The sequence below is a fragment of the Pseudomonas sp. AC016 genome (genome assembly GCF_979253365.1).
This window is the reverse complement of sequence record NZ_CEEDCC010000001.1, coordinates 577,759-603,690: the sequence shown is the minus strand read 5'-3', so window position 1 is coordinate 603,690 and position 25,932 is coordinate 577,759. Positions and strand designations below refer to the sequence as shown.

Sequence of the window (25,932 nt, the reverse complement as noted above, 5' to 3'; positions counted from 1 at the left end):
ACGTCAGCGTCAGATTTTGCCTGCGCCAGCCTTGGCCTTGACGTCCGCAGCCACCTTGTCGGCGCTCAGCGGGCTGTAGCTGTAAGGCGGTGTCCAACCGATGCTGGTGCTCCACGAGCAGCTCAGAGTTGTGCCATTCAGGCGCGAACCGCTGTCACGGTAAACGCTTCCGCCGTAGTCGGCGGCAATCTTGTCGCAGCCGCTGATGCCGCTGATTTCGAAGGCGTTCTGCTCGGAGAAAATCTTCGAACTCTTGCCCACGCCATGCGCGTAGGTGAAGGGGTAGATTTTGTGGCTGGTGCTGCCCATGTGGTAGTTGTTGTACAGGTGCACCTGGCCGAAGCGCACACGCGGTGCCCGAGCGGAGATGTTTTCGAACAGCGTGTTGTGGATCGTAACCTTGAGCTTGCCATCGTCGGTGGTCTTGCTGTCGCTCGAACCGATCAGGTTGTTCTTCTCGTGGTTCTTGAAGATCGAATACGAGATGGTCACGTAGTTGGCGCCGTTCTTCACGTCCATGGCACCGTCGTGATGCTGCTTGGGACGGCCGTTGGCAGTGCCGTTCTGATCATCGGTGCGGCGGCCATCGGTAAAGGTCACGTGGTCGACCCACACGTTGTTGGCACCTTCGACGGTCAGGCTGTCGTACTCGGAGTTCCAGTTGCCCGCGCTGCCGTCATCGGCGTCCCAGATCGGCTCCGGGTCCCAGGGGTTCTCGATGGTCAGGTTGCGGATGATCACATCGTTTTCCTTGGCGTAGAAGAAACCCTCACGGATTTCTGCGCTGCTGCTGGTGCCCACGATGGTGGTCTTGCCGGGGATGTCCAGACGGCCCCGGACTTTCATGTCCGAGGTCTTGGTGTACGCCTTGCCTTCGCTGACATCGATCAGGCCGGTGATCTTGATGATGCGGCCGTTACTGCCCACCGAGGCGGCCAGCGCGCTTTTCAGTTCAGCAGCGTTCTTGACGGTGAAAATGTCCTTCGCAGCAGCCCGTGAGCCGCCCTTGGTGCCGCCGTTCTGGGTGGCCCAGCCGGTGGTGGCTACATCGGTTGCGATATCGGCATGAGCAGAAAGACTGACGAGCATCAGCGAACCGAAGAGACCGCTGGCAAGTTTGATTGGCAGATTGTTTCGAGACTTAACCATTTAATCTGATCCTTGATTAATTTGAGGTACAACCCGCAGCAGACAACTGCGTGTCTCACCAGCAAACGTCCATTTGCTATTACCACTGCGCAAACAATCCGTTTGCTGCGACGTGAATATACGGGATAAGAAAACCGTTTATGAAGGTTGTATGATGACAATCTTAGTAAAAGAGAATATTTGCTATTCACGTGCCTGGGAGTGTTGGCCGAGTGAGGGGGTTATCAGCAGGGAAGGACCGGTATTTTGACTTTTTACGGGATTATTGGCTTATAAATCAAAATATTGGGGTTTTTACAAATGGCTTTGTGTTCGGCGAGGTTGTGGGCTATCGGCGTTTCGATGTATGACGTCAGGTTAGGTTTAAGTATCGATTGCCGTTTAAAACATGTGTAATAACGCGGGGTTGTGTGGGTTTGATCAATCAGATATCTGGAAGCGCCAACTTTCCAACAAGCACTTGATCATGAGTTGAATACCCGTCCGGTAGTTGCCTGGGAGCGCGTTCTGACAAACTATGAATGGACTGATATAAATGCGCTGAATGACGGCCATGCTGTTCTGCCAAGTGCAAAATATGGGGTGTAAGGCGAGGGTGTTTGCCGATGTACAGAGAGGGGTAAGTGCGCTATTGAGGCGGGAGCAGGGCCGTCTCGATACGTCCAAGAATTCGCAGATACAGTTTCATGCAGGTCCCGTCACCGGGTGCGGTCTCGACGCGCACGCCGCCCCCGGCATTTACTGCAAATTCCTGCACTTGGGCCAGACCCAGACCGGTGCCCAGCCCCGTTTTCTTGGTGGTGAAAAACGGCTCGAAAATCCGCGATGCCAGCTCGCCCGGCATACCTGGACCATTATCGGTCACGCTGATCACCAAGTAGTCGCCTTCCGGCAGTCGAAGGTCATCCTCGACAGCCTCCATGCGGGTCGCAATGCACGCCTTGCCAGGACCGGACATGGCGTCCCGTGCGTTGGCCAGCAGGTTCAGGATGGCGGCGTGCAACTGGGCTTCAACGCACAGCACGCCCCAGCCCGTGGCCTGAAGATCGAAGGACAGTTCCATCTCTTCACCGACCGAGCGCAGCAACAGATCACGCGCGGCATCAAGCCGCTCGCTGACGTCGATGCAGATCAGTTCCGGCCCGTCCTGACGCACGCTGGACAGCAGGCGAGCGACCAGTTGGCGGCCATGTTCAACCGCCTGCAGGCCGGTATCACTCAGGCTTTCCACGTCGGTCGGACGCCGCGCCCGCATGCGCACCAATTGCAGGCTGGCGCTCAGCGCCTGGAGAAGATTATTGAAGTCATGGGCGATGCTTGCCGTCAGCATGCCCAGCGATGAAACCCGTTGCGAGTGGCGCAGGTTCCGCTCGGTGGTCCGATTATGGTCCTGAGCTTTTTCGAGTTCGTGCGTCAGCGCTGTGGCCCGCTGTTCATGCTGTCCGCTCAACATGCGCAATTGCAACAAGGCGGCGGTCTGGCGTGCCAGCGCCTGGAGCGCCAGACGCTGGGCATCGCTGAGGGTGCGGGGTTTGGTGTCGATCACGCAGACGGTGCCCATCGGCAGACCCGCATCGCTGCAGATGGGGGCTCCGGCGTAAAAACGGATGTGGGGCGGTCCCAGAACCAGCGCACTGTGCTCAAAACGTGGGTCCTGTGTAGCGTCTTCCACGACCAGCACGGCGGTCGGTGCCAGAATCGCATGGGCGCAGAATGCGAGGTCGCGGTGTGTCTCGCGCACGTCCAGACCAATGCAGGCCTTGAACCACTGCCGCTCACGGTCCACCAGCGACACCAGCGCTATCGGCACATCGCACAGCGTAGTGGCCAGCAGCACTACATCGTCAAAGCCCTGTTCAGGCTCGCTGTCCAGAATACCGAGATGCTCCAGCGACAGAATTCTGTCTGCCTCGTTGGCGGGGAAGGGCGCAGGACGGTGGGTCATGGGAGGCATCGCGGGGAGGGCAAAATGTGGCCGTATGATGCCTGTAGTGTCGAGACCACAGCAAGATACTTCCGAGTGTCTGGTTTGGGGCTTGCGGCCTGTGACAAGGTCTGTTTACCTCAACAGTCAATCTGCCCGGAGACTTCTGCATGTCAGCCAACGCCGCACCCCGTCCACCCTTGCCACCGTTTACCCGCGAATCGGCCGTTGAAAAGGTTCGTCTGGCCGAAGACGGCTGGAACAGCCGCAACCCCGAGAAAGTCGCGCAGGCCTATACGCCAGACACCCACTGGCGCAATCGTGCCGAATTCATCACCAACCGCGAACAGGCGCAGCAGTTTCTGGAGCGTAAATGGAAGAAGGAATTGGACTATCGCCTGATCAAGGAGCTTTGGGCGTTCGGCGGCAACCGCATCGCCGTTCGCTACGCCTATGAATGGCATGACGATTCGGGTAACTGGTTTCGTTCCTACGGCAACGAAAACTGGGAATTCAACGATGACGGGCTGATGGCCAACCGTTATGCCTGCATCAACGACCTGCCAATTCAGGAATCGGAGCGCAAGTTCCGCTGGCCGCAGGGGCGTCGTCCGGATGATCATCCGGGGTTGTCGGAGCTGGGGCTTTAAGCCTGCAAAGCGTTCAACGATGATGGTCCGGGCGGGATAACCCAGCGAGAGAAAAACAGTGGTCGAACGCCGTCAATTCAGCGGGGGAATGAAGGGCAAGAACCTCCGCTACCTGAGCGATGCACAGGGCGAGCAGCCTTTACAGACGCGCGCGGGCTTTTTATTGCTTGAGCATTTCTCTCTGCCCGCTTTCACGCAGGTGCTTGATACGCTGGTGACGGCCAATCTGTTGCGAGCGGAGCTGTTCTGTACCCTGACGTACGGCCTTGAGGCTGGCGAGGTCATGAGCGATCTGGGCTTGGTCATTCGCCCCGACAGGCGTCTGGATCACGAATCTCTGCACAATCTCGACCTGCTGGTGGTCTGCGGTGGCTATCGAACAGCGCTGAAGGCCGACACTGGCCTGAATGACTTGCTGCAGGCGGCCGCCGAACAGAGCGTGATGCTGGCAGGGTTGTGGAACGGGGCATGGTTTCTGGGCAGTGCCGGGTTGCTCGATGGCTATCGTTGTGCGCTTCATCCCGAGCATCGCCCGGCGCTTGCCGAGATATGCAGGGACGCTCAGGTTACCAGCGAAGCGTTCGTCATAGACCGTGATCGCCTGACGGCCTCCAGTCCCGCGGGCGCGTTTCATATGGCGCTGGAATGGATCGGCTCACTTCACGGCAAGGCACTGGTCGAAGGCATCGAGGATATTCTTTCTTTCGAGGAGTCCCGCTACCGACGCGTCAAGGCGTCACCGCACAGCTCGGTGAGTGCGCCCTTGCGCGAAGTCATCAAGCTCATGGATGCCAATCTGGAAGAGCCGCTGGAGCTTGAGCAGCTGGCAGTCTATGCCGGTCGCTCGCGACGTCAGATCGAACGGCTGTTCAAGGAACAGCTGGGTACGACCCCCCAACGCTATTACCTGGAGTTGCGCATCACAGAGGCGCGTCGCTTGCTGCAACACACCGACATGTCTCAGGTAGAGGTGCTGGTGGCGTGTGGCTTCGTTTCACCCAGCCATTTCAGCAAGTGCTACAGCTCGTTTTTCGGTTACAGACCTTCCAGAGAAAAGCGGTTGGCCCGCTGATGCTCTGCGGCGCAGAAAGCGTCCGGGCGCTGAGGCCCGGACGTTCGGCGGGATGACTGCGAGGTTTACAGCTCTTTCTTCAAATGCTTTTCGATCTGCTCAAGCGACTTGCCCTTGGTTTCCGGCAGGCACAGGAAGACGAAGATCAGCGAGCCGATGTTGATCGCTGCAAACACGAAGAACGTCGGGTTACCGATGACATCGACCGCGATAGGGAAGGCGAACGCCACCGACGCGTTGAACAGCCATTGCATCGACACGGCGACGCCTGTCAGCAGACCTCTGACCTGCATCGGGAACAGTTCCGACATGAGCAGCCAATAGACCGGCGAGATGCACATCTGCATGAACAGCAGAAACACCAGAATGCAGGCGAGGGCGGCATAGCTCTGGGTCAGGTTCTGCGGCATGAACTGCAACACACAGCCGAGCGCGGCCTGCATCAGGATCACGATGACCAGGCCGGTCATCAGCAAATGCCGACGACCGTAACGGCCAATCGCCCAGATGCCCAGTAGCGTTGCAATCACCGAAACCACGCCATTGCCGATGGTGGCGGTCAGCGCAGCATTGGTGCCCATGCCAGTGGTCTTGAGAATGATCGGCGTGTAGTACATGAACGCGTTGACGCCGGTGAACTGGGCCGTGAAGCCCAGGCCAACGCCGATCAGCAGCAGTTTGATGACCCAGCTCTGGCGCAACAGGTCCTTCACTGCGGGACGGTTGCGGGCCTGCTTGTCCTGAGCCTTCATCTCATCGACTTCGCGCTGGGCGTCTTCCTTGGTGTCGCGCAACTGCTCCAGCACATCCTGCGCGTCGTCAAAGCGGCCCTTGGACGCCAGCCAGCGTGGCGAGGGCGGTACGAAGAAGGTGCCGACCAGCAACAGCACGCCCGGAATCATCGCGATGGCCAGCATGTAGCGCCAGATGCCCGGCGTATGCAGCACTGCTGCCATGAAGGCGCTCAGCACGTAGGCCAGCAACTGACCGCTGACGATCATCAGCTCGTTACGGCTGACCAGCCGTGCGCGACGTGACGGGCCAGCGATCTCGGCGATAAACACCGGCACAGTCGCCGAGCCACCGCCCACCGCGATGCCGAGCACAAAGCGTGCGGCGATCATGAATGGAATCGACGGGGCCATTGCCGTGCCCAAGGCACCGAAAATGAACAGGATCGACAACAGACGCAGTGTCACGCGGCGTCCATAACGGTCCGAGATATAACCGCTGGCGAGCGAGCCGAAAGCGGCGCCGACGATGAGTGAGGCGGTGACCAGACCTTCGCTATAGGCGTTGAGCCCCAGTCCGCCCTGGTCCATGGGCAACGTCATGAACGGCAATGCACCGGCGATGATGCCGGTGTCATAACCGAATGCGAGTGCGCCCATGGTTGCAACGAGTACTGAAATGAAGATCAATCGGCCGGGTGAAGCCTGCTTTCGACCCGGCTGGCCTGCCGCTGTCGAGGTGATGCTTGAAGACATGAATATAAAGTCCTTCACGTGGGACCAGCGTCGTGCCAGTACAGATGTGAGGCTTAGGGCGGTGTCGGCGGTGTGAGTTCCGTAAGAAAGAAAAATCGATTCAGCTTGTTAAGATTTAGGTGTGGACAACAGGGGCATGATTGTCTTTTCAGGCGTCGGCGCTTGCCTTGAACACCAGGCTTGGGGCTTGGCCCGGCACGTCATCCTGCATGCCGATGCGCTGCATGCCAATTTTCTCAAGTACCTTGATAGAAGCCGCATGATCAGGCCGTACCAGCCCGTAGACATCAGGCAACTGCAGCGTTTCGAAGGCATGGACCAGTCCCGCTTTACCCAGTTGCGTTGCGTATCCTTTGCCCCATGCGCTTACCGCGAAGCGATAACCCAGATTCACGCGCATCTCGCCCAGATAGTCGTGGTGTGCGATGCCGCCGAAGCCAATCACCTGATCTGGCGTTTGCCCAGGAGTAACGGCCCACCAGCCGTAGCCGTATATGGACCAATGCTCAAGCCAGCGCTCCAGGACTTTTTTGGCATGGGCAAGGGTGCGCAACGGGCCCGCCGGATTGAACAGGTGGGTTTGTGGATCGCCGTAAATGTCAAAAAGCGCTGGCAGGTCAGCGTGCGTGGGTTTTCTGTAGAGCAAGTTTGAGCGTCGTTCAGTCATTGTGGTGGTCACGGTTGAGAGGCATCGGATGAGTGTATTGCAATCTGATGAGACTGAACGAAATCCACAAAAGCCCGCAAGGGCGAAGGCAGGTATCGACGTCCGGGGTAGTAAAGATACGGTCCGGGAAAGCTCGGCCACCATGACTCAAGTACGGGCTCGAGTTCACCCGTGGCGAAGTACGGCTTGAGCCACTCATCGAACAGGTTGATGACGCCCAGCCCGTCAATGGCGGACTGCACGGCCAGCTCCACACCGCCGCCGATGCCGAAAATCATCGGGCCGGTCGGATCGACGCGGACGGTCTCGTGCCGGTTTTCGTACTCCCAGAGCGGGATCGAGCCGCTGGGGAACTTGCCTCGCAGGCAGGCGTGGTCGAGCAGGTCCCCGGGGTGTTCGGGACGTCCTCTGGCGTTCAGGTACTTCGGCGAAGCAGCGGTGGCGAAGCGCTGGGTGCGCGGTCCGATGGGCACTGCGATCATGTCCTGCTCCAGCCGGTCGTCATAGCGAATGCCCGCATCACACCCGGCCGCGAGTATGTCGACGAAGCTTTCCTCGATGATGACTTCGAGGCGGATATCGGGGTAAGTCTGCAGAAAGGGCGTGATGATCGACGGCAGCACCAGCCGGGCGGCGCTGAGCGGCACGTTCAGTTTCAGAGAACCCGAGGGACGGTCGCGAAAATCGTTGACCACGTCCAAAGCCGATTCGACTTCGCCCAGTGCAGGAACGATGCGCTCCATCAGTTTCGCGCCTGCTTCGGTGGGCAATACGCTGCGGGTGGTGCGATTGAGCAGTCGAACGCCCAGTCGGGTTTCCATGCGGCGAATGGCATCGCTGAGGCTGGAGGCGGATTGCCCGCTCAGGCGCGCCGCTTCACGAAACCCCTTGGCGTTGACGACCGCCACGAAGGCGAGCAAATCCTGAATGTCGGTTTTCATTGTTCTCCATACCGTACAACCCGTGCAGATTGCACCCGATTATCGTAGCAGTGCTCGGCGCTTATAGTGCGACTCACCCCTTCAAGCGAGACGCATCAGATGAGCATTTCGAACAATACAGGCACCTTTTTGCTGGGCGACCTACGGGTCAACCGGATGGGTTATGGCGCAATGCAGTTGGCGGGGCCACACGTGTTTGGTCCTGCAAGGGATCCCGCGGCAGCGGTTGCGGTCCTTCGCGAAGCCGTCGCGGCCGGCGTCAACCATATCGACACGGCCGACTTCTACGGCCCACACGTCACCAACCGGTTGATCCGTGAGGCGCTGCACCCGTATGCAGAGGACCTCGTCATCGTCACCAAGGTCGGCGCTGTGCGCGGGGCCGATGCATCCTGGAATCCGGCGCAAAACCCTGAAGAGCTGGTTCGCGCCGTTCATGACAACCTGCGCAATCTCGGGCTGGACGTTCTGGACGTGGTCAACTTTCGTGCCTGGGGTGCTCATCAGGCGCCTTCCGAAGGTTCCATAGAAGCATCGTTTACCGCACTTGCAGAGTTGCAGCGTCAGGGACTCATCCGTCATCTGGGTCTGAGCAATGTCACGGCATCTCAGGTACAGGAAGCCCAAGGCATCGCGGATATTGTCTGCGTGCAAAACCACTACAACCTGTCCCATCGGGTCGACGAGCCACTGATTGCGGAGCTGGGCAGGCAGGGTATTGCCTATGTGCCGTTCTTCCCGCTGGGAGGTTTCACGCCGTTGCAGTCTGAAACGCTTTCCCGCGCAGCGACTGCCCTGGGCGCATCACCGCTTTGCGTCGCGCTGGCCTGGCTGATGCAGCGTGCCGAGAATATTCTACTGATTCCCGGAACGTCCTCGGTGGCGCATCTCAAGGAAAACCTCAGTGCGAGTAGCATGGTGATTCCCCCTGAGCTGTTGGCCGAGCTGGACAGGATTGCCTGACTAACGTGATGGCAAAGCGCTTTAACCCAATCGACCTTCCTGGCGCAGCAATGCGCCAATGCGTTTGATCTCTTTCTCACCCTGATCAAGCGCCGCCTTGCTGGTGTGCACCGAGTAGTAGCCCATCACCAGATCGTGCGGATGCTTGATGGCTGAACCGAGCACGAACGACGTATCACCATGAGCAACCAGATCAATCGCTCGGTCCGACTCCTCGAATACGGCAAGTTCACCCGTCTGAATCAGACCGTTGGCGTCCAGTTGTCCGGTGTTGACGGCCAGCCAGCCTACGATGTGGCCAGCAGGGGGCGTGTAGCGCCAGTGCTCGCCGTCCTTGAGGGTGACAGCCAGGTAGTTCATGCCTTCGGGTGCCGGAACGGGGCTTTTGGCAGTTCCGTATTCGCCAAGCAGCACACGTGCAGGGCCTTGCTGGGGGATTTTTGACGCGTCCAGGTAAACGCTCAGGGCCGGCCCGTTTTCCTGAGCAGCCGGCAGCGCAACCCACAGCTGGAACCCTGTCATTGGCGAGCTGTTGACGGGTTTGGCGTCATGCCATACGCCATTGCCTGCGCTCATCCATTCCACGCCGCCTTCGGGCAGCACGCCGGATTTCCCCGTGGTGTCTTCATATGCCACTTCGCCTTCGATCATGTAGGTGAAGGTGGCGATGCCGGAGTGTGGGTGCATGCCAAAGCCTTTCTGGCCAGGTTCGGGCTTGAAACCGAAGTGGTCGAGAAAGACGAACGGCTTGAGGTGCTGACCCAGATCGCCAGGGCTCATCAGGCGGGTGATCGGCCCCTGGCGGGTGCCCGTGGTGCGATGGATGACCCGACGTGGAAGGGTGTTCACGGCAACGGAAGCTGCGGAATGACGTGGCATGGTTGAATCCTCATGAAGGAGGCTTTATCGCCTTGAGCCAAGCATATGCGCCTATTGATTGGTTGATTAGTTGGTATAGTCGGGATGAACCCGTCCATATTTACAAGGAATCGATCGGCAGATGCTTGACCTCAATGACGTCGCACTGTTCGTCCAGGTGGTACGCAACGGAAGCTTCGCGCAGGCCGCGAGGCAGCTTGGCGTGCCGTCCAATACGGTGAGCCGCCGCGTCCAGCAACTCGAAGAACAGCTGGGCGCGCGACTGTTGCAGCGCTCCACCCGCAAGCTGGTCGTGACACAGACGGGGCAGGATTTTTTCGAGCGCTGCAGAGAGGCGGTGGACGGTCTGATTGATGCGGGAGACCGAATCGTTTCAAGCGGCGAAATCCCCAGCGGCAAGGTGCGGGTTGCCGCGATGGCTGATTTCTTCGACTTTTTTTCGATGCAGTGGGTTGCCGATTTTCTTGCCCGATACCCGAAAGTGCAGCTGGAATTCGTCCTCGCCGATGCACGCTCCGATCTGATCGCCGAGCGTCTGGACATTGCGTTCAGGGCCGGGCCATTGCTGGACTCGGGTTATGTCGGCCGTCAATTGATCCCGGCAGGTACGGAAGGGATGGTTGCCAGCCCCGGTTACGTTCAGGCACATGGCATGCCCGAAGGGCTGGAGGATCTCGTTGATCATTACTGCGTCAGTGCTGGCCATCCCAGCGGGCTGACGACCTGGCGGCTGGTCGGGCCGCAAGGCACCGAGCATACCGTGCAGCTCGCCAGTCGGTTCAATGCCAACACAGCTCAGGCACTGCGCCGGGCGACGCTTGCGGGTTTGGGGATTGCGTTACTGCCAGCGACTCTCATCGCGTCCGACCTTGGGGCGGGTCGGCTTGTGCCGATACTGCCCCGGTATCAGCGCACCAGCCATGGTCTCCACGTTTTATACCCGAGCCGCCAGCATTTGCCACTGGCGGTTTCTGCGTTCATAGAGCTGGTCATGGAGAAGCTGCGAATGAACGAGTTTCCTGCGCAGTCAATAAATGGGTAAACAGACGGGTCTCAAGGGATTCTGACGAAGTTGATGGCGGCCAGCGAGCCGAAGGGCAGGGTGGCCAGCCTTCCGCCGACATCCAGCGCTCCCTGGTCAACCGGGAAGTAACCCGCGCTTTCGAGAATCCCGCGTACCACGTCCTTGGCGTCAGCGTCGTCGCCGGAATAGAACTGCACACGTTGCCCGCCCGCGACTTCCGGTTGTGTGAGCACTTGTACGTCCAGGTGATTCAGGGCTTTGACAAGCCGTGCGCCAGGCACCAGATCACGGACGACTTCACTTGAATGCCTGTCGCCAAGGTCAATGGCCTTGATGCCGTAGGCGGCCAGCGGGTTGCTAGGGTCGGTTGCATCCGGAGATTGCGGATCGAGGAATTCGACCGCGTTGGTGCCGTCAATCACGATGCGATTGTTCCAGGCAGGCAGTGTGCCCAGCACCTCAGGCAGGGCGCTCCAGCGCAGGGCGATCAGCACGACATCGGCACTGGCTGCTTCTTCAGCCGTGACGGCCTTGATCAGGGGGCCGGTTTCGTCTGTGAGCGCCTGTAAAGACTGCGGACCGCGACTGTTCGCGATCATTGCCGAAACGCCTGCATTGGCCAGCGCGCGTGCCACGTTGGAGCCCAGGGCGCCAGAACCGAGAATGCCTATGGTCGTCATGCTAATTCCTGTCTTTTCGAGAAGGGGCTCAGGTTGAATCCGGACGCCCTGATGATCGAACGTTGGCTCGATCAAGTGAGACCTCATCGTATATATGTGTAACCAACACATCAACACTTATTTTTGAGTTATCTGCGCTTTGGGGTTTGTCTTCAATTTTTAAAAGGAGCGGGCGGGCGACTGTTTTTACAGTTCGAACGGTATCTCGAACTTGCCCAGTCTTGCGACTTCACTGGCAATGTCCGCAATGCTGACGGCGGCCAGCTCGGATTCCAGCGCTTCACGTGCGCGTGTCAATGCGGGCCGCAGGGCCTCAAGAATATTGCCGCCGACGGCGCAGTTTTCACACGGTGGCGTGCGGTGCAGGGAAAATATTTCCGAGTCCTCCACGGCTCTGTACACATCGAGCAATCTGATGCTTTCGGCAGGCTTCGCAAGCAGTGCGCCGCCTCCTGCGCCGAGCTGCGAAGTGGTCAGTCCGGCTGCAGTCAGGCGCGACAGAATCCCTCGCACAACCACCGCGCTGGTGTTGACGCTGTACGCCAGATCCTCCGACCGCACAGGACGCCCGCCGCGAACGGCAAGCACGGAGAGGGTATGGACAGAGACTGCAAAGCGGGTGCTGGTCGGCATTTCTGGGTGCTTTCGGTATGTTTCGGTATCGGCACATTACCGGCAATGCCCGGCAATTGAAAATCTCATACGGTTGCCTGAGCTGTTCGAGGCGATGTCCGGAGGTGAAAATGCGGTATGACGCAGGCCGTCCACCTGCTGTTTTCAGTGCGAAGGTACTGCTCTAAGCTTCTAAAGGACTGCGAAGGCGTTTCGATCCCGGTCATCGCACGTGCATCCTTCACCCAGGGCGACCTGCTGCGTGACATGGCGCTCTCGGGCGCTGGCATCGTCAGGCTGGCCGACTTCCATGTCAGCCAGGACCTGAAGGCCGGTACGCTCGTGACAGTGCTGGATGCTTTCAGTCCAGGGGTCGTCGAGCCGATATACCTGTTGTATTCGGACCGAAAACACCTCAGTCCCCGAATCCGGACCTTCATTGATTTCTTTCAGGACAAGTGGCGCAGGCATCCCTGGCGCGTCAATTGCGAGTGATCACGATCTCCAGATACTCCGCTGGAACGACCAGAGACTTTCCGCAAGAGCGGTTCATCCGGATGAGCAGTTCGGTCAGATCAGCCTTCAGATTATCTGCCTCAACCTTTGAAAACGCCTTGAATGCCTTGTGCACCGGGCCGTACCAGCGGCTGAATATCTCTACGAAATGCTCTGCTGACCGATAACGGAAATTGAACAGTCTGAGGTTGCTGCGGATTTCAGCCGCCTCGCGTGCGAACAGCTGGTGAATATGGCCCTTGACGCCCCAGTTCGACGGCTTTGCCGCACCCTCGGGAGGCGGGATATGGCGGGCCAGCGTTGAAAACATCTGGCCGACGAAGCCTTCTGGCGTCCAGCAGGTCAGTCCGATGCGACCGTTTGGTCGACAGACCCGCGCCAGTTCTGTCGCAGCCTGTTCCTGATCCGGCGTGAACATCACGCCGAAGGTCGATAGCACGGCGTCGAATGTTGCGTCCTCGAACGGCAGCGCTTCTGCATCGGCTTCCTGGAACGCTACGTCGAAATGCTCGGCGCGTGCCCGTTCCCGGCCTCGCTCCAGGAGTGCGCCGACGTAATCGGTCGATGTCACGATGCAGCCTCGCCGTGCGGCTGCAAGTGTCGCGTTGCCGTTTCCGGCAGCGACGTCGAGTACGTATTCGTCATGGTTCAAATCACAGGCTTCAGCCAACAGCTCGCCGGTGATGGATAGCGTGGTGCCTATGACGGTGTAGTCGCCACAGCTCCAGGCTTCTCTCTGCCTGGCCTTGATGGCTTGCAGATCGGTTGGGGTGTGCATGATAGGTGTCCTTTCCTGACAGATTGGAGAGGCAGGCACCCTGACTGCGAAGATCGGCAACGGTATGGCATGTGAGGAGATCGACCGGGCGGCTCAAGGATGCCCAGTCAGTGCCCGAGGTGCACTTGCCTGAGTGATCAAGCATAGCGGTGGTGTCGGCTATGCCTGTAAGCGAAGGGGTGAATGGTCGTTTCTTGCGGGCCGGCTTTGTAACCGGATTCTACGAGGCTACTTTATTCTGGAGGTCATGTAGATGAGGCGTACAGCGGCAAGGGTGATCGCTTCGGCATCGCCCTTGATGGTTTCGAGATGTGCTCTGTCCAGATTCTCGTCATCGGAGCCGGCTTCGACCAGCCGGGTGACGTGATAAAGGTTCTGGGTCACTTCGTGCAGGCTGCCGTGCAGACGACCAAGTACGCGATTCAGCCGTTCCGAGTGGGTGTTTCCGTGGGTTTCTATCTGCGGGGTAGAACTTTCAAGGCTGAACCCGGTAACAACGTAAGTGACATCAATGCCAGCATCCGAGATGCGTGACAGGTAGTCGGCTCTTGGAGAGCGTATACCATTTTCGTAGTTGCCCTGGGCGTTGGTTTCGACGCCCCCGATGGCACCGAGTGCACTCTGGGAGAGCTTCAACCGCAGCCGTTCCCGTTTAAGTCGTGGACCAATTCCTGTCATAAACCTGTCCTCAAGACACCGTCCACCGACATTGTCTCGGCAGTACCGCAATAATTAAGGTTTGCCGACCAGCGTGTATGACAACGACCGGAGCTCGTTCCGGTTCCATTACGCATTGGAGCATGTGCGCAACTCCAGGCAAACGCCTGCAAATGCTGGCACATTGTAATAGAGGGTTTGAACGAATTGGTATCGTTTTGTACTGATTTGAACGATTTAAGCGGGCTTCAGGCGAGGATTCGAACGAAACGATCGAGGCCGTTCAAGGCCTCGATTGTCTGTGCAGTCAGAGGCAGCGTGCAGTGGGTTGCTGGGCCCATTGCTCAGCGGTGCCGGCAATCTTCTCCGCCAGACGGCCAACGGCTTTCTGGTGCGCAATGATCAGGCTTTCCATGCCTGTTCCCGCTTGCTCACGGATCACACTGCTGCAGGTCAGATTGGTGCGCTTGCTGCCCGCTGTCGCGCCTGCGCTACGCTGGGTGAGGGTCCAGACCACATCGATCAATGCGTAATTGCCGGGCACCGATTCGAAGCGCCGCACGTCCGTGCGGATGGACAAGAGGGGCTGCTCGGTGTTCTTGGGAAGCCCTGCCATGTCGCGACTGCCGAAGCGGCGCTCAAGCTGAGGCGTCAGCGCGTCATGAAATTCATCGCCCAGCGGCGAGCCCCAGCGCTCGGTATCGAGTATCGCCAGACTGCCATCACCCTGACGTACCACCAGTGGCGGCTGGTCGACCTGTACCGGCATGATCACCGGCAGCATTTCGAACTGGAACGGCGCGGCCTGACTGGCCGCAGCGGTGTTCGACGCCATCGGAGCGATGAGCGTGTAGTAATGAGTCTGGGTCGAGGTGCAGGCACTGATGCCCAGCGCAGCGGTCAGGACTGCCAGTTTAAGGCGCAGGGTCATTGGTTCGGCTCCGCAATGGCTCGGGATGAAGAGGGTGCATTGAATGAACGCGGGGCAGCATCGCCGGTACGACCGCGGATCAGCGATTCAGGATGGCGGCTGAGGAAGTCGGTCAGCACGCGAACCGAGCGCGCAGTGCGCTGAACCTCATCCATTGCCTGGCCCAGTTGCTGACGCGCAGGCGAGTCTTCAGCCAGCGAATCGTTGGCGGTCCCGAGGGTTTTTTCCGCCTGCTGCAAGGTGCCACGCATTTGCGGCAGGATGCTGCTGTTGACCTGTTTGAGGGTCTTCTGAAGCTCGCTCAGGCTGCCATTGAGGTTGGCTGCCAACTGGTCGATCGGCAGTTTGCTGAGTTTCTCGACGAACGCCTGCAATTGTTCCTGCAGTTTGTCGAAGCTGCCCGGCACGGTCGGTATCTCCAGCGGACGGGCTTTGGGGTTGAACGTCACCTTCTGTGCCTTCGGATCGAACTCCATGGCGATGTACAGCTGGCCGGTCAGCAGGTTGCCGTTGCGAACCTGGGCACGCAGTCCGTTGGCGACGAATGCGCCCAGCACTCGGGCCGACTGTTCTTCTTCGTCACCCTTGCCGCCCAGCTCCTTGAGCTTGGATTCTGCGGCACCGAGGCGCTTGGGGTAGATCACTGCGCCGACGATGCCCGGGAACGTCTTGGTGGCCGGGTCGTAATCCAGATCCACCGAGACCACTTTGCCGATATTGACGCCCAGGAAGTCGACCGGGGAGTTTACGGTCAGGCCGCGCAGCGACTGATTGAAGCGCATGCGGATGTAGCGGGGCTCACCATCTGGCGGGGCCAGCGCGGTGGCCTGATCGTCGAATATCTTGAATTCGGCGTTTTCGTCGGCCGGCTTGGAGTCCGGGCTCCAGTTGGGTTCACGAAATGCCACGCCGCCGGAGATGATCGAGGTCAGCGACTGAGTATTGATCTTGAGGCCCGATGCGCCCACGGTGACGTCCACGCCGCTGGCGTTCCAGAAACGGGTATCGGTAGTGATGTACTGGTCATTGGGCGAACTGATGAAAATCTGGATATCGACGCCACGGCCATCCTTGGACAGCTCATAGCCGACCACTTGACCCACCTGGATCCGGCGGAAATAGATCGGCGAGCCAATGTCCAGCGACCCAAGGTCGTCGGTATGCAGAATAAAGCGTTTTCCCTTTTCGCCGAACGTCACCGGAGGCGGCGTTTCCAGACCGGTGAACTCATTCTTGGTGTCCTGCGCGCTGCCCGCGTCCGCGCCGATGAAAGCACCGGACAACAGGGTATCGACGCCCGATACGCCATGTGCACCGATGCGCGGCCGTACGACCCAGAATTGGCTGTCGATGCGGGTGAACGGGTGCGCAGTGTTATTGAGCTCGATGGTGGCCAGCACATGGGTGCGGTCATCGCTGAGGGTGATGTCGGTCACCATGCCGATGACCACGTTCTTGTACTTGACCTGAGTCTTGTTGGCTTCAAGACCTTCCGCCGTGAGAAAACTCACGGTGATCCTCGGGCCGATGTTCATCCAGTCATGAAAGGCCATGGACAGGCCGATCAGCCCTGCGACGATAGGCACCAGCCAGATCAGCGAAATGCGCACGCGGCGCCGCTTGACCTCGGGGCGGGGCATCGAAGCAGAAGGGGGGAGGGTATTGTCAGACATCTTCAACCTCTGCGTCCCAGATAAGCCGGGGATCGAAACTCATGGCGGCGAACATCGTCATCACCACAACCAAACCAAAAAACAGAATGCCGATCCGGGGCTCGATGGTGCTCAGCTCACGAAACTGCACAAGGGATGCCACCAGGGCGACGACCAGCACGTCGAGCATCGACCAGTAGCCGATCAGTTCGATGAACCGGTAAAGACGGGCGCGTTCGCGCATGGCCCAGCGGCTGCGGCGCTGGCAGGTGATCAGCAGCATGCCCAGCACCAGGAATTTGATGCACGGCACGACTACGCTGGCCACGAAGATCAATATCGCAATGTCCCACGAGCCGCTTTCGAAGAACTCGATGACGCCGCTCATGATGGTGTTCTGGCTGCTGTTACCCAGCAAAGCGGTATACATCACCGGCAATGTGTTGGCCGGGATATAGAAAATCAGCGCGGCGATCAGATAGGCCCAGGTGCGAGTGATGCTGTTGGGCTTGCGTCGGTGCACCGGCGAATCGCAGCGCGGGCAGCGGCTGGCGTCTTCCTGACAGGCGTAACCGCAGGTGTGGCACAGACACAATTTGTGTTCATGGGCGAAAGGGATGCCATTCATTCAGCCTTGACTCCCAGTTCGTCCCACAGATCACGAATGCCCTTGTTGGCGATCAGCAGGATCAGCACCATCAGCATCGCCATGGCCCAGAGCCCGACGCCGGGGTGCACATCGAGCATGCCTGCCAGCTTGATGATCGCAACCAGAATGCCCAGCATGCACACTTCCAGCATGCTCCAGGGGCGCAGCTGTTCCAGCGCGCGCATGCAGGTCTTGAAGCCCGGCGCGATGACGCCCCTGTTGGCATGCAGCAGCACCCAGAACAGCAGGGCGATCTGCAACAGCGGAGCGAAGATGATTGCGACGCCCGCAACCAGGGCGATGATCGTGATCCGTCCCTGAGCCAACGCCTCGACCGACTGCCAGAGCGTGACCTCGTTGGTCAGGCCTTTCATGCTGATGCTGATTACCGGAAAGATGTTGGCGAAAACGAAGAAGATCGCCGCAGCGATGGTCAGGGCCAATAATTGCTCGATGCTCATGCGCCGTCCCCGGCCAAGCACTGCTCGGCAGCGCAGGCAGAACGCGGTATCGCCGGGTTTAAGTGGCTGAGCTTCATACAGCGAATCGCAGTGTTCGCAGATGATCAGATCCGGTGGGTGTCTCGTGGAATGCACAGTGCTCATCGACGCCGTTGATGCAGAGTTCTGGGTGGAAGATCGGAGGTTCGGAAAGATACCTCTTTATTGGCTGTGCAGTGTTTTTTTCTGTGCGTCCCGTCACAACCCTGCAGGGCTGCATGATTGACCGCGGAGGCTGGCGGTGGTTCATGTCATCGGGCCATTATCTATGGATTGCCCCATGTAGCCAATGGCACCGTTGTCAGCACTGTCCATGCTTCTGAACAGGGCAGTGCTGACGGGCCACCGTCAAGGCTTGCCTGGTCTGGCGCGTTGTTTGAGATAGCCCAACAGCTGCCGCGCTGCCTGAGGGACGTTGTGCTCGTCGAAGGTCATGCAGATGGCTCGGGTATCGTCCTCGATGGTGATTTCGTACTGATTCAGGTCGCGTCCGTCTTCATTGAAGGCTTCGCCCGACTTGTTCAGTCCGCTGTCACTCACCAGCCGTTCAAGCTGTTCGGCCTCGGGTTGTTCGAGGGTGGAGGTGTCCACCTCACACCGTTTTATCGCGCCGGCAAAACCGCCCGATTGGACCAGACACACCTTCATCGCTACACCTCTTCTTTGTTCAGACCTTGACCCCGACTTTCTTCCAGGCGGCCTGAACGGCTTTTTTGGCGTCTGCACCGAAACGGGGGTCGCTGGCGACCTTTATGCTGATTCTGGCGCAATCGGCGAACTGGCTGTCCGATGCCAGCTCCAGCATTGTTTCATACCAGATTCTGCCTGCCACTTCCCAGGCATTTCCGCCGAGCGCCTTGGCGACCAGTACGAAAGCGCGATTGGGAATGCCCGAGTTGATATGCACGCCGCCCCGGTCCTTGGCACCGGTGTACAGGTCAGCCATGGTGGCGGGCTGCGGGTCGTCGCCCAGATCCGGGTCGTTGGCGTAAGCGGTTCCGGGTTTCTCCATGTCACGAATACCGCGGCGGGTCGGGGCAGGGACCAGCAGTTCCTTGCCAACTACCCAGTCCGATTCTTCAGCGCTGGTGCCTTCTTTCCACTGGCGAACCAGCATGCCGAAGACATCGGCGAAATGTTCGTTCAAGGCGCCCGACTGGCCACGGTATTCCAGATTGGACGTGAAACTCTGCACGCCATGCGTCAGTTCGTGGCCAATGACTTCCAGACTGCCCGTGAAACGTTTGAAGACCAGGTCGTCGCCATCGCCATAGGCCATCTGGCTGCCGTTCCAGTACGCATTGCTCAGTGGCACGTAATCGCCTTGAAAATCGACTTCGGCCACATGCACAGTCGAGACCAGCGCCATGCCTGCATCGTCCAGTGAGTTGCGTTCGAACAGTTGCTGATAAAAATCGTAGACATCACCGGAACCGTCATAGGCTTCATCGGTGGCCTTGTCGCCGGTGGCCTTCTGGCCTTCGGAACGCACCACTTTGCCCGGCAACTGATCGGTGCCTTTGGCATCGTGGACCACCCGGTGTTTGGTGCCGCTCGGTGATTTTACGGCATGCATCGACGGCATGGTCCGGGCGGTCAGGCGCGAAGCCAGGAATGCGGAGCTGCCGGTCAGGTTGGCGATGGCCCGTGCGCTGATACCGGGCTGTGAGGACTGCGCCATATGCTCGAGCATGTAAGGCGGAATGAAGCAATGCAGGGGATGTCTATCGCACATGTGAAACTCCTGTAGTAATGCACCGATAGCAGCAAGCCACCGGTCAACATGGTCGCGAGAGGTTTGACAGGTGAAAGACCGGTTTTATGCCAAAGAAATATTTCATTACATGATGACCGGTAGGCAAATGATTGGCGCTTTCGCCAAAGTTCAGTCTGGCCGGGCGTTTGCGGGAAGGGCGGTCGACCTGCGTCACCTCGACACAGCCGCTCGATCCGCACGCCGGGAATGCTAGACTCGCGCCACTTCAGACGAGGAGCAGACTCACGTGCGCAAGACGGTAATGATCATGGCGGTGCTGGCACTGGCCGGATGCGATGCAGGCGGTTCCAGAACTCCTGCCCGGGAGAAGGCCCAGGACGCGGTTCAGACGGCGCCGGTTACCGGCCCGCAGTGGTTTATCCAGATGAACTCCAGAGAGGCGGTCAGCGATACCAGTGCCTGGCTGCTCGAGCGCAGCTATGTGCCCGTCATCGTCACGATCGACGGCAAGCAGCAAATGTTGCTCGGTCCTTACCCGAGCGAGGCTGAAGCCGAAGAGCAGCGTGTCGCCCTGCAGGCCAAGGTCAGCAAATCACACCGTTTTGCCACGCCTTCGGTGGTGCAGTACACCCGCTGAGGCACCAGACAGCAAAAGGGCGTGATCGCTGTGCAGCGATCACGCCCTTTTTTTACGCCTGGTGCGGTGTGTCGATCAACGACGGCCCAGCAGCAAGCCCACGACAAGTCCGAAGCCGGCAGAAATGGCCACGGTCTGCCATGGATGGCCACCGATGTAAGTCTCGGTCGCATCCACCGCCGGCTTGGCGCGATCACGGACGCTCGCCACCGAATCCAGTGCCTGCTTGAGCTTCAGGCTCAGTTGCGCGCGCAGGGTCTCTGCGTCCTCGCCTACCAGCGCTGCGCTGTCCTTGAGTAGCTTGTCGGATTCCTCGATCAGTGCCTGCAGGTCGCTGAACGCCTGATCCTTGATCTGATCGGCAGCAGTTTGGGCAGAGGTCTTGCGAGCCATGGCATTTTCCTTTTCAAGTGATGGCAATAGTGATCAATGGAGTATCGGGCCTCGCGAAAAGTTGCACCGGCTTGAATGACCTGACGCAGGGCTCTGCAAAGAAACACCATTACGGGTGTAAGATGCAGCCGTTTTTAGTCGTAGGTGAACGTTATGAGTTTCAATCTGGCCAACCGGCCCCTTCCTGAACGCGCCGCTATCGAAGATGAAAAATCCCGCCTGTTCGACCTGTGGCAGAGCAATCTCGGCAAGGCCAAGGGCGAGGCCGCGCGGTTGATGGGCGAACGTGCCAAGCGCAAGGGTAAATGGTCGGAGTGGGTTCGCTCCGAGCTGGACACCATGAGCCCGCCTGAATACGCCAACATGGTACGCAGTGAAGTCAATCGCCTGATGGCGGCGGCCAAGTAAGCCGTCACACAAACAGGCAGACAGCGTTATCCCTGACCTTCGATCACCAGGGATCGCCTTCCGCCTGCCGAAGGTCCAGTGTGCCGCTGTCTTTGAAGCGCATGGTGCCGAACAGGCCGCCAGCCAGCTTGCCGCGTAGCGTGTAGGGCAGGTTGTCCAGTCGCTGGGTCTGGCTCAGACCGAGCGCCTGGCGCAGGGCCGCAAAGGCCGAGACGCTAACCGGCACCACCAGCACCGCTTCCGAGAAAGAACCGATGGATCCGTGCTGGTTGCTGACGCCAGACGCCAGCAACCGACCGTTCACATCCAGATCCAGCGCCACACCGCTGTAATCGATGGCGGTCTCGTTCGGATTCTGCAGGCGCAGCTTGACCGCCATGCGCAACTCCAGTCCCTGACCCGGCAAGGGGTCGATGCCCACCACACTGATGGTCAACGGATCGCGATTGGGCAGCAGGGTACATGCACTCAGCGCCAGCAGCAGAAGGCCCGAAAGCACGAAGCGCATTGGGGGTAGCGACATTGTCCGGTTCCTCGGCGTGGCGTCAGTCACCTTCAGACCGCATGGCCGTCAAGAGATTCGCGGGCAAGTGAAAGGCCTGTCGGATGACCCCGAAGATTCAACGTCCGCGCCGTTACCCGCTAATCTGCCTGTTTCAACCATTGCGTCGTGCTGCGCGCAGGTTGATGATTTCAGCGATCCAATAACAACAAGACTGGAGATAGCCATGTCCATCGAAAGGACAACCCCTCATCAAAACCCTGCCCAAAGCCCTGCTCAAGATCCTGTCGTCGTCGTCAGTGCTGTCCGCACGCCCATGGGCGGTTTTCAGGGCGACCTGCAGAGCCTGAGTGCCACACGTCTGGGCTCGCTGGCCATCGGCGCCACCGTGGAGCGTGCCGGTATCGACCCCCATGACGTTGAAGAAGTCCTGTTCGGTTGCGTGCTGCCCGCAGGCCTCGGTCAGGCGCCCGCCAGACAGGCCGCGCTGGGCGCGGGTCTGGGCAAGGGCACGCTGTGCACCACGCTCAACAAGATGTGCGGCTCGGGTATGCAGGCCACCATTCTGGCTCATGATCTGCTGATTGCGGGCAGTGCAAGCATTGTCGTGGCAGGCGGCATGGAAAGCATGTCCAACGCACCCTATCTGCTGGATCGCGCCCGTGGCGGTTATCGCATGGGCCACGGTCGTGTGCTGGATCACATGTTTCTCGATGGTCTGGAGGACGCCTATGAGCCGGGCCGCCTGATGGGCACCTACGCCGAGGATTGCGCGCAGAACAATGGTTTCAGTCGCGAGGCGCAGGATGAGTTTGCCATCGCTTCCCTGACCCGTGCTCAGCAGGCCATTTCAGAAGGGCATTTCGACGCCGAGATCGTTCCGGTGCAGGTCACTGTCGGTAAGGAACAGCGCCTGATTGCCCATGATGAACAGCCGCCCAAGGCGCGACTGGACAAGATCCCGACCCTCAAGCCCGCGTTCCGCGAAGGCGGCACGGTCACGGCGGCCAACGCGAGTTCGATCTCCGACGGTGCCGCTGCGTTGCTGCTGATGCGTCAATCCGAAGCCACGCGCCGGGGACTGAAGCCGCTCGCCGTTATTCATGCTCACGCCGCATTCGCCGACGAGCCTGGCCTGTTTCCCACCGCTCCGATCGGGGCGATCAGGCGGCTGCTCGGCAAGACAGGCTGGACGGTGGATGATGTGGATCTCTACGAAATCAACGAGGCCTTCGCCGTCGTGCCTCTGGTCGCCATGAGTCACCTGGAAATTCCGCATCACAAGGTGAACGTCAATGGCGGAGCCTGTGCGCTGGGCCATCCCATTGGTGCCTCGGGCGCACGCATCATCGTGACCTTGCTGGCGGCCCTGCGTCGCAGACAGCTCAAGCGTGGAATCGCGGCTATCTGCATCGGCGGTGGCGAGGCAACGGCCGTTGCTCTTGAAATAATAGAATAATTATTTAAATCAACGGCTTGAATGGCTTATGTGATGTTGATTGTTTTGTTTGGTGCTGGTTTTCAAAAAAATACAAAAAGGATATTTATCAATGGCTTACGAGACTATCTTGAGTGAGGTCAGAGGCGGGGTCGGGCTCGTCACGCTCAACCGTCCCAAGGCGCTGAACGCGCTCAACGCTCGGTTGATCGATGAACTGAATCATGCGCTGGACGCCTTCGAAGCTGACAGCGCCATTGGCTGTATTGTGCTCACAGGCTCGGAAAAAGCCTTTGCCGCTGGCGCTGATATCAAGGAAATGGTTGATCTGACCTACCCGCAGATCTACCTCGATGACCTGTTTCGCGAAAGCGATCGTGTCGCCGCCCGACGCAAGCCCATGATCGCCGCAGTCGCTGGCTTTGCATTGGGTGGCGGGTGTGAGTTGGCGCTGATGTGCGACTTTATCCTTGCGGCTGACAATGCCCGCTTCGGGCAGCCGGAAATCAATCTGGGCGTACTGCCGGGCATGGGCGGCACCCAGCGCCTGACCCGGGCTGTCGGCAAGGCCAAGGCCATGGAAATGTGCCTGACCGGGCGCTTGATCGATGCCCACGAAGCCGAGCGCGCCGGCATGGTGTCTCGGGTCCTGCCGCTGGAAGAACTCCTCGACGAGGCGCTTAAGGCCGCCGCCAGCATCGCCGCGAAGTCCTTGCCTGTCGCGATGCAGGTCAAGGAAAGCATCAACCGCGCCTTCGAAGTCAGCCTCGCCGAAGGCATCCGTTTCGAACGCCGTGTGTTTCACGCCACCTTCGCCAGTCAGGATCAGAAGGAAGGCATGCAGGCGTTCATCGAAAAGCGGCCACCTGTCTTCAGGGACTGCTGATATTCAGGGCATCGCGCTGCTGCTGAGTCCAGTTCTGCTGGAAATAGGTATGCAGCGCCATGCACTCGCCGGGATGGATCAGCCATAGCTGCTGGGGCGTCTTGTGATACTCCCTGATCAGTTGCTGGCGATCGGCTTCGCTGAGGCCCAGATAACCCAGATCGTCGGTGGTGCCTTCGAACAGGAAGTGCCTGGGTGCCAGGCGAGCCAGGTGATGCAGCCCCGGCTTGCGCATGCGCACGATGTACCAGATTCTCGCGGCCAGCGGTGCGCCGCGCAGACCTGGCAGCTTTGTCAGGCGCAGATCGCTGATGGTCAGGGTCTTTCGGGGTGGAGCATCGGGCGCAAACGTATCCAGCGTAGTATTGCCCCGCACCGAAATCATTTCCGGCGTCAGGTGCAGCTCGGTCTGCGCGCCTTTCACGTTGATGTCCTTGTCCGATTCGATATGCAAGTGCTGGCCGGAGCGCAGGTGCACGTAGACCGGCGACTTGACGTCGATCCCTTCCAGTCTTATCCGTGGCCTGTTTGCAGGCAGGGCTCTCGGCACGCCGCAGATCACCGGGCGGTCCGGATCGCTGTTCAGGTGAGCGACGATCACGCGGGTGCCTGCCTGTAGCCGGGCGACCGGGTTGGCAGCCGCACACATCACCTGTGCCAGCGGCCACTGTTCGGGCTCATTTTCCAGACCGGATGCTTTCTGCCAGTCAAAGCGGATCGGCCTGTGGCCTGGTAGGCTGTTCTGCGCATCGACGATCAGCTCCTGAGGCATGAGTGTCGCCTCTTGAAGCTGGTTGATTCTCGGCCTGGGGTGTCTGAGCGCAGGGCGAAAGGGCATCGCCCACGGCAACACCTTGAACCGATTTGTATAACCACTGGCTGAAACACTGTCGTCAGGTTGGGGGGCGTTTTCCGTGTCAGGCAGTGCACTGATGATGGCCGCAATGTCGTTGGGGTCCACGCCTTCCAGTGTCTGTAGCTGTCTGCCTGCATGGCGCACCTCGATCAGCAGCCACTGATCGTTGAGCAGCGGCTCGGGATGATCGAGTACGTGCATGATTTCGCCGCTGCGCAGGCCTGGCTGATCGCTGACGCCCTGAAAGTCCCGACGCTCGCAACGCAGCCGCTCCAGATGGCGCACGCTGCGCTGTTGTCGATGGGCCGTCGCCTGATCGGTCGGTCGCTGGCCGCCAGAGGCTTCACGGGATTCCCTGAGCGCTTGCGCTTCGCGTTCCGTGCGTGCTTTTGAGCCGCTGTACGGGGTCGAGTGGGTCGCCTGCCAGAACGGGTCCTGCTGGCCGCTATGGATCGACCTGCGTTCGGCCAGATGCACAAGTGCAGTCGAGCGGTCGTGAGGGTCGCGACGGAACCGCGTAGGCAGCCGATGCTCGGTGAAGCTGGCAGGATCGTCGGAAAACACCAACGTATGGCTATCGGGTGTCTGTTCGAAACGGAAGTGAATGCCTTCCTCCTCGCACAGGCGCTGCAACAGGTGCAGATCGGTCTCATCGTACTGGATGCACAAGGGGCGACGTGGATAGAGCCCCGTCATCTGATCGAAGCGGTAGGCGGCTGTCGGCAGCCCGTCGCGTTCAAGCAGATGGGCGATCAACTGTGGGGCGCTCATGTCGTGGTACGCGCAGCGTCGAGGCTGCCCGGCCAGGTTTTGCAAGGCAGGCATCAGCACCAGTCGATAATGCGTCAGGCGGCTGCCGACATACACTTCAAGTGCACGATGGATCAGGCCGTGAACGCCTTGACCGGCACCGCCGAATCTCAGAAATGCGCTGCGCCCGATCAGGCTGGCCGTGTCCGGCGAGGCTTGCGTGCCGATCAGATCAATGTCGAAACGGTACACTTCGTTCAAGGCATCCAGCCCGGTAAAGCTTATGACATGCAGATCCATCTGGCAGTCGGCAATCGCCAAGGTCATTGGCATTTGCGGGTCTTTGCACATCGTCGGGCGCTCCCACCATGAAATTCAGGGTGCGAAGGTTACGAAATGCGTGAGTGCAAAAGCATCGTTTCAAAGTTTTTCAGAAAAGGACTACACGACGAAGCGCGAGCAGGCCCGAGATATTGAGCGCAGTGACACGCTCATCGAAGCAATCGCAGCCCGGCAGGGGTTTCATCTGGCGTGATCGCGTATAAAATGCGTCGCGCCGGAAACGTCTTTGCCGGCCACCCCTATTTTCAACGTCCTGCCACCCTTGCAGGCTG

Annotated in this window: 29 protein-coding genes; 10 read left to right on the top strand and 19 right to left on the bottom strand. The window is 59.4% G+C overall.

What is annotated here, in order from left to right; translation table 11 throughout:
• Window positions 1-9: 9 nt before the first annotated feature.
• Window positions 10-1,149 carry a pectate lyase family protein gene (locus tag AC0IXS_RS02525; protein WP_057408331.1) on the bottom strand — a complete coding sequence of 380 codons (1,140 nt, stop codon included), beginning with the start codon at window positions 1,147-1,149 and terminating at the stop codon, window positions 10-12.
• A 628-nt stretch (window positions 1,150-1,777) separates the two neighbouring features.
• A complete protein-coding gene (locus AC0IXS_RS02520) occupies window positions 1,778-3,094 on the bottom strand; it encodes a sensor histidine kinase (RefSeq protein ID WP_057408373.1) in 1,317 nt (438 codons plus the stop codon).
• A gap of 149 nt (window positions 3,095-3,243) precedes the next feature.
• On the opposite strand from AC0IXS_RS02520, the gene AC0IXS_RS02515 reads away from it, so the two are divergent.
• On the top strand, window positions 3,244-3,723 hold the full coding sequence (locus AC0IXS_RS02515) for a nuclear transport factor 2 family protein (protein WP_057408332.1): 480 nt from the start codon (window positions 3,244-3,246) through the stop codon (window positions 3,721-3,723).
• Between the two features lie 58 nt (window positions 3,724-3,781).
• Entirely contained in the window at window positions 3,782-4,795 is a 1,014-nt protein-coding gene (locus AC0IXS_RS02510) for a GlxA family transcriptional regulator (RefSeq protein WP_206336084.1), read from the top strand.
• 65 nt (window positions 4,796-4,860) lie between these two features.
• On the opposite strand, the gene AC0IXS_RS02505 is transcribed toward AC0IXS_RS02510, so the two are convergent.
• From AC0IXS_RS02505 to AC0IXS_RS02495, 3 genes are all read right to left on the bottom strand, one after another.
• The gene (locus AC0IXS_RS02505) at window positions 4,861-6,282 is read right to left on the bottom strand and encodes a sugar porter family MFS transporter (RefSeq protein ID WP_029243438.1); all 1,422 of its coding nucleotides are present in this window, start codon (window positions 6,280-6,282) and stop codon (window positions 4,861-4,863) included.
• 148 nt (window positions 6,283-6,430) lie between these two features.
• On the bottom strand, window positions 6,431-6,949 hold the full coding sequence (locus tag AC0IXS_RS02500) for a GNAT family N-acetyltransferase (RefSeq protein WP_122669313.1): 519 nt from the start codon (window positions 6,947-6,949) through the stop codon (window positions 6,431-6,433).
• A gap of 8 nt (window positions 6,950-6,957) precedes the next feature.
• Window positions 6,958-7,890, bottom strand: coding sequence for a LysR family transcriptional regulator (locus AC0IXS_RS02495; protein ID WP_057408335.1), 933 nt, complete (start codon window positions 7,888-7,890; stop codon window positions 6,958-6,960).
• A 99-nt stretch (window positions 7,891-7,989) separates the two neighbouring features.
• On the opposite strand from AC0IXS_RS02495, the gene AC0IXS_RS02490 reads away from it, so the two are divergent.
• Window positions 7,990-8,853, top strand: a complete 864-nt coding sequence (locus AC0IXS_RS02490; protein WP_122669314.1) for an aldo/keto reductase family oxidoreductase — start codon at window positions 7,990-7,992, stop codon at window positions 8,851-8,853.
• 21 nt (window positions 8,854-8,874) lie between these two features.
• Here AC0IXS_RS02490 and AC0IXS_RS02485 read toward each other — a convergent pair whose 3' ends face one another.
• Complete coding sequence (locus AC0IXS_RS02485) at window positions 8,875-9,732, bottom strand: pirin family protein (RefSeq protein WP_471823655.1); 858 nt, start codon at window positions 9,730-9,732, stop codon at window positions 8,875-8,877.
• A gap of 121 nt (window positions 9,733-9,853) precedes the next feature.
• On the opposite strand from AC0IXS_RS02485, the gene AC0IXS_RS02480 reads away from it, so the two are divergent.
• Entirely contained in the window at window positions 9,854-10,774 is a 921-nt protein-coding gene (locus AC0IXS_RS02480) for a LysR family transcriptional regulator (protein WP_137201990.1), read from the top strand.
• A gap of 11 nt (window positions 10,775-10,785) precedes the next feature.
• Here the strand turns inward: AC0IXS_RS02480 and AC0IXS_RS02475 are convergent, their stop codons facing one another.
• Window positions 10,786-11,436 carry an NADPH-dependent F420 reductase gene (locus AC0IXS_RS02475; protein ID WP_471823653.1) on the bottom strand — a complete coding sequence of 217 codons (651 nt, stop codon included), beginning with the start codon at window positions 11,434-11,436 and terminating at the stop codon, window positions 10,786-10,788.
• Window positions 11,437-11,622: 186 nt separating this feature from the next.
• Window positions 11,623-12,069, bottom strand: coding sequence for an Rrf2 family transcriptional regulator (locus tag AC0IXS_RS02470; protein WP_004882045.1), 447 nt, complete (start codon window positions 12,067-12,069; stop codon window positions 11,623-11,625).
• Window positions 12,070-12,186: 117 nt separating this feature from the next.
• Between AC0IXS_RS02470 and AC0IXS_RS02465 the strand changes: the two genes are divergently transcribed.
• Window positions 12,187-12,543 carry a LysR substrate-binding domain-containing protein gene (locus AC0IXS_RS02465; protein WP_241088847.1) on the top strand — a complete coding sequence of 119 codons (357 nt, stop codon included), beginning with the start codon at window positions 12,187-12,189 and terminating at the stop codon, window positions 12,541-12,543.
• Here AC0IXS_RS02465 and AC0IXS_RS02460 read toward each other — a convergent pair.
• The 8 genes from AC0IXS_RS02460 to AC0IXS_RS02425 form a co-directional block, all read right to left on the bottom strand.
• The gene (locus AC0IXS_RS02460) at window positions 12,530-13,342 is read right to left on the bottom strand and encodes a class I SAM-dependent methyltransferase (RefSeq protein WP_057408340.1); all 813 of its coding nucleotides are present in this window, start codon (window positions 13,340-13,342) and stop codon (window positions 12,530-12,532) included. The two genes, AC0IXS_RS02465 and AC0IXS_RS02460, sit on opposite strands and share 14 nt — an antisense overlap.
• Window positions 13,343-13,570: 228 nt before the next feature.
• Window positions 13,571-14,020: a helix-turn-helix domain-containing protein gene (locus tag AC0IXS_RS02455; protein WP_122669320.1), complete on the bottom strand. Its 450-nt coding sequence runs from the start codon at window positions 14,018-14,020 to the stop codon at window positions 13,571-13,573.
• 286 nt (window positions 14,021-14,306) lie between these two features.
• A complete protein-coding gene (locus AC0IXS_RS02450) occupies window positions 14,307-14,930 on the bottom strand; it encodes a PqiC family protein (RefSeq protein WP_057408342.1) in 624 nt (207 codons plus the stop codon).
• Window positions 14,927-16,603, bottom strand: coding sequence for a PqiB family protein (locus AC0IXS_RS02445; protein WP_057408343.1), 1,677 nt, complete (start codon window positions 16,601-16,603; stop codon window positions 14,927-14,929). Before AC0IXS_RS02445 ends, AC0IXS_RS02450 begins: the two co-directional genes overlap by 4 nt.
• On the bottom strand, window positions 16,596-17,210 hold the full coding sequence (locus AC0IXS_RS02440) for a paraquat-inducible protein A (RefSeq protein WP_025994588.1): 615 nt from the start codon (window positions 17,208-17,210) through the stop codon (window positions 16,596-16,598). The genes AC0IXS_RS02445 and AC0IXS_RS02440 overlap by 8 nt, the downstream gene beginning before the upstream one ends.
• Window positions 17,207-17,836, bottom strand: coding sequence for a paraquat-inducible protein A (locus tag AC0IXS_RS02435; protein WP_057408345.1), 630 nt, complete (start codon window positions 17,834-17,836; stop codon window positions 17,207-17,209). The genes AC0IXS_RS02440 and AC0IXS_RS02435 overlap by 4 nt, the downstream gene beginning before the upstream one ends.
• A gap of 243 nt (window positions 17,837-18,079) precedes the next feature.
• A complete protein-coding gene (locus AC0IXS_RS02430) occupies window positions 18,080-18,379 on the bottom strand; it encodes a protealysin inhibitor emfourin (protein WP_025994586.1) in 300 nt (99 codons plus the stop codon).
• A gap of 19 nt (window positions 18,380-18,398) precedes the next feature.
• Complete coding sequence (locus tag AC0IXS_RS02425; RefSeq protein WP_122669321.1) at window positions 18,399-19,466, bottom strand: M4 family metallopeptidase; 1,068 nt, start codon at window positions 19,464-19,466, stop codon at window positions 18,399-18,401.
• 268 nt (window positions 19,467-19,734) lie between these two features.
• Between AC0IXS_RS02425 and AC0IXS_RS02420 the strand changes: the two genes are divergently transcribed.
• The gene (locus AC0IXS_RS02420; RefSeq protein ID WP_057408347.1) at window positions 19,735-20,085 is read left to right on the top strand and encodes a hypothetical protein; all 351 of its coding nucleotides are present in this window, start codon (window positions 19,735-19,737) and stop codon (window positions 20,083-20,085) included.
• Between the two features lie 75 nt (window positions 20,086-20,160).
• On the opposite strand, the gene AC0IXS_RS02415 is transcribed toward AC0IXS_RS02420, so the two are convergent.
• On the bottom strand, window positions 20,161-20,478 hold the full coding sequence (locus AC0IXS_RS02415; protein WP_004882072.1) for an ElaB/YgaM/YqjD family protein: 318 nt from the start codon (window positions 20,476-20,478) through the stop codon (window positions 20,161-20,163).
• 153 nt (window positions 20,479-20,631) lie between these two features.
• Here AC0IXS_RS02415 and AC0IXS_RS02410 point away from each other — a divergent pair, with 153 nt between their 5' ends.
• Complete coding sequence (locus AC0IXS_RS02410) at window positions 20,632-20,886, top strand: hypothetical protein (protein WP_004882073.1); 255 nt, start codon at window positions 20,632-20,634, stop codon at window positions 20,884-20,886.
• 43 nt (window positions 20,887-20,929) lie between these two features.
• Here the strand turns inward: AC0IXS_RS02410 and AC0IXS_RS02405 are convergent, their stop codons facing one another.
• Window positions 20,930-21,409, bottom strand: coding sequence for an LEA/WHy family protein (locus AC0IXS_RS02405; RefSeq protein WP_191954263.1), 480 nt, complete (start codon window positions 21,407-21,409; stop codon window positions 20,930-20,932).
• A 205-nt stretch (window positions 21,410-21,614) separates the two neighbouring features.
• On the opposite strand from AC0IXS_RS02405, the gene AC0IXS_RS02400 reads away from it, so the two are divergent.
• Complete coding sequence (locus tag AC0IXS_RS02400; protein ID WP_191954264.1) at window positions 21,615-22,847, top strand: acetyl-CoA C-acyltransferase; 1,233 nt, start codon at window positions 21,615-21,617, stop codon at window positions 22,845-22,847.
• Window positions 22,848-22,938: 91 nt separating this feature from the next.
• A complete protein-coding gene (locus AC0IXS_RS02395; protein ID WP_057408350.1) occupies window positions 22,939-23,712 on the top strand; it encodes an enoyl-CoA hydratase in 774 nt (257 codons plus the stop codon).
• Here the strand turns inward: AC0IXS_RS02395 and AC0IXS_RS02390 are convergent.
• Complete coding sequence (locus AC0IXS_RS02390; RefSeq protein WP_057408351.1) at window positions 23,699-25,651, bottom strand: type VI secretion system Vgr family protein; 1,953 nt, start codon at window positions 25,649-25,651, stop codon at window positions 23,699-23,701. The two genes, AC0IXS_RS02395 and AC0IXS_RS02390, sit on opposite strands and share 14 nt — an antisense overlap.
• Before the next feature lie 67 nt (window positions 25,652-25,718).
• Here AC0IXS_RS02390 and AC0IXS_RS02385 point away from each other — a divergent pair, with 67 nt between their 5' ends.
• Entirely contained in the window at window positions 25,719-25,853 is a 135-nt protein-coding gene (locus tag AC0IXS_RS02385) for a hypothetical protein (protein ID WP_268873435.1), read from the top strand.
• Window positions 25,854-25,932 lie beyond the last annotated feature (79 nt).

Bases quoted from the DNA above. Each gene is read 5' to 3' on its own strand.
- AC0IXS_RS02480 (WP_137201990.1), top strand. From the start codon at position 9,854: ATGCTTGACCTCAATGACGTCGCACTGTTCGTCCAGGTGGTACGCAAC.
- AC0IXS_RS02495 (WP_057408335.1), bottom strand. From the start codon at position 7,890: ATGAAAACCGACATTCAGGATTTGCTCGCCTTCGTGGCGGTCGTCAAC.
- AC0IXS_RS02395 (WP_057408350.1), top strand. From the start codon at position 22,939: ATGGCTTACGAGACTATCTTGAGTGAGGTCAGAGGCGGGGTCGGGCTC.
- AC0IXS_RS02515 (WP_057408332.1), top strand. From the start codon at position 3,244: ATGTCAGCCAACGCCGCACCCCGTCCACCCTTGCCACCGTTTACCCGC.
- AC0IXS_RS02475 (WP_471823653.1), bottom strand. From the start codon at position 11,436: ATGACGACCATAGGCATTCTCGGTTCTGGCGCCCTGGGCTCCAACGTG.
- AC0IXS_RS02525 (WP_057408331.1), bottom strand. From the start codon at position 1,149: ATGGTTAAGTCTCGAAACAATCTGCCAATCAAACTTGCCAGCGGTCTC.
- AC0IXS_RS02500 (WP_122669313.1), bottom strand. From the start codon at position 6,949: ATGACTGAACGACGCTCAAACTTGCTCTACAGAAAACCCACGCACGCT.
- AC0IXS_RS02460 (WP_057408340.1), bottom strand. From the start codon at position 13,342: ATGCACACCCCAACCGATCTGCAAGCCATCAAGGCCAGGCAGAGAGAA.
- AC0IXS_RS02490 (WP_122669314.1), top strand. From the start codon at position 7,990: ATGAGCATTTCGAACAATACAGGCACCTTTTTGCTGGGCGACCTACGG.
- AC0IXS_RS02410 (WP_004882073.1), top strand. From the start codon at position 20,632: ATGAGTTTCAATCTGGCCAACCGGCCCCTTCCTGAACGCGCCGCTATC.
- AC0IXS_RS02440 (WP_025994588.1), bottom strand. From the start codon at position 17,210: ATGAATGGCATCCCTTTCGCCCATGAACACAAATTGTGTCTGTGCCAC.
- AC0IXS_RS02415 (WP_004882072.1), bottom strand. From the start codon at position 20,478: ATGGCTCGCAAGACCTCTGCCCAAACTGCTGCCGATCAGATCAAGGAT.
- AC0IXS_RS02505 (WP_029243438.1), bottom strand. From the start codon at position 6,282: ATGTCTTCAAGCATCACCTCGACAGCGGCAGGCCAGCCGGGTCGAAAG.
- AC0IXS_RS02390 (WP_057408351.1), bottom strand. From the start codon at position 25,651: ATGCCAATGACCTTGGCGATTGCCGACTGCCAGATGGATCTGCATGTC.
- AC0IXS_RS02430 (WP_025994586.1), bottom strand. From the start codon at position 18,379: ATGAAGGTGTGTCTGGTCCAATCGGGCGGTTTTGCCGGCGCGATAAAA.
- AC0IXS_RS02450 (WP_057408342.1), bottom strand. From the start codon at position 14,930: ATGACCCTGCGCCTTAAACTGGCAGTCCTGACCGCTGCGCTGGGCATC.
- AC0IXS_RS02470 (WP_004882045.1), bottom strand. From the start codon at position 12,069: ATGCCGACCAGCACCCGCTTTGCAGTCTCTGTCCATACCCTCTCCGTG.
- AC0IXS_RS02400 (WP_191954264.1), top strand. From the start codon at position 21,615: ATGTCCATCGAAAGGACAACCCCTCATCAAAACCCTGCCCAAAGCCCT.
- AC0IXS_RS02455 (WP_122669320.1), bottom strand. From the start codon at position 14,020: ATGACAGGAATTGGTCCACGACTTAAACGGGAACGGCTGCGGTTGAAG.
- AC0IXS_RS02465 (WP_241088847.1), top strand. From the start codon at position 12,187: ATGACGCAGGCCGTCCACCTGCTGTTTTCAGTGCGAAGGTACTGCTCT.
- AC0IXS_RS02405 (WP_191954263.1), bottom strand. From the start codon at position 21,409: ATGTCGCTACCCCCAATGCGCTTCGTGCTTTCGGGCCTTCTGCTGCTG.
- AC0IXS_RS02435 (WP_057408345.1), bottom strand. From the start codon at position 17,836: ATGAGCACTGTGCATTCCACGAGACACCCACCGGATCTGATCATCTGC.
- AC0IXS_RS02485 (WP_471823655.1), bottom strand. From the start codon at position 9,732: ATGCCACGTCATTCCGCAGCTTCCGTTGCCGTGAACACCCTTCCACGT.
- AC0IXS_RS02520 (WP_057408373.1), bottom strand. From the start codon at position 3,094: ATGACCCACCGTCCTGCGCCCTTCCCCGCCAACGAGGCAGACAGAATT.
- AC0IXS_RS02445 (WP_057408343.1), bottom strand. From the start codon at position 16,603: ATGTCTGACAATACCCTCCCCCCTTCTGCTTCGATGCCCCGCCCCGAG.
- AC0IXS_RS02425 (WP_122669321.1), bottom strand. From the start codon at position 19,466: ATGTGCGATAGACATCCCCTGCATTGCTTCATTCCGCCTTACATGCTC.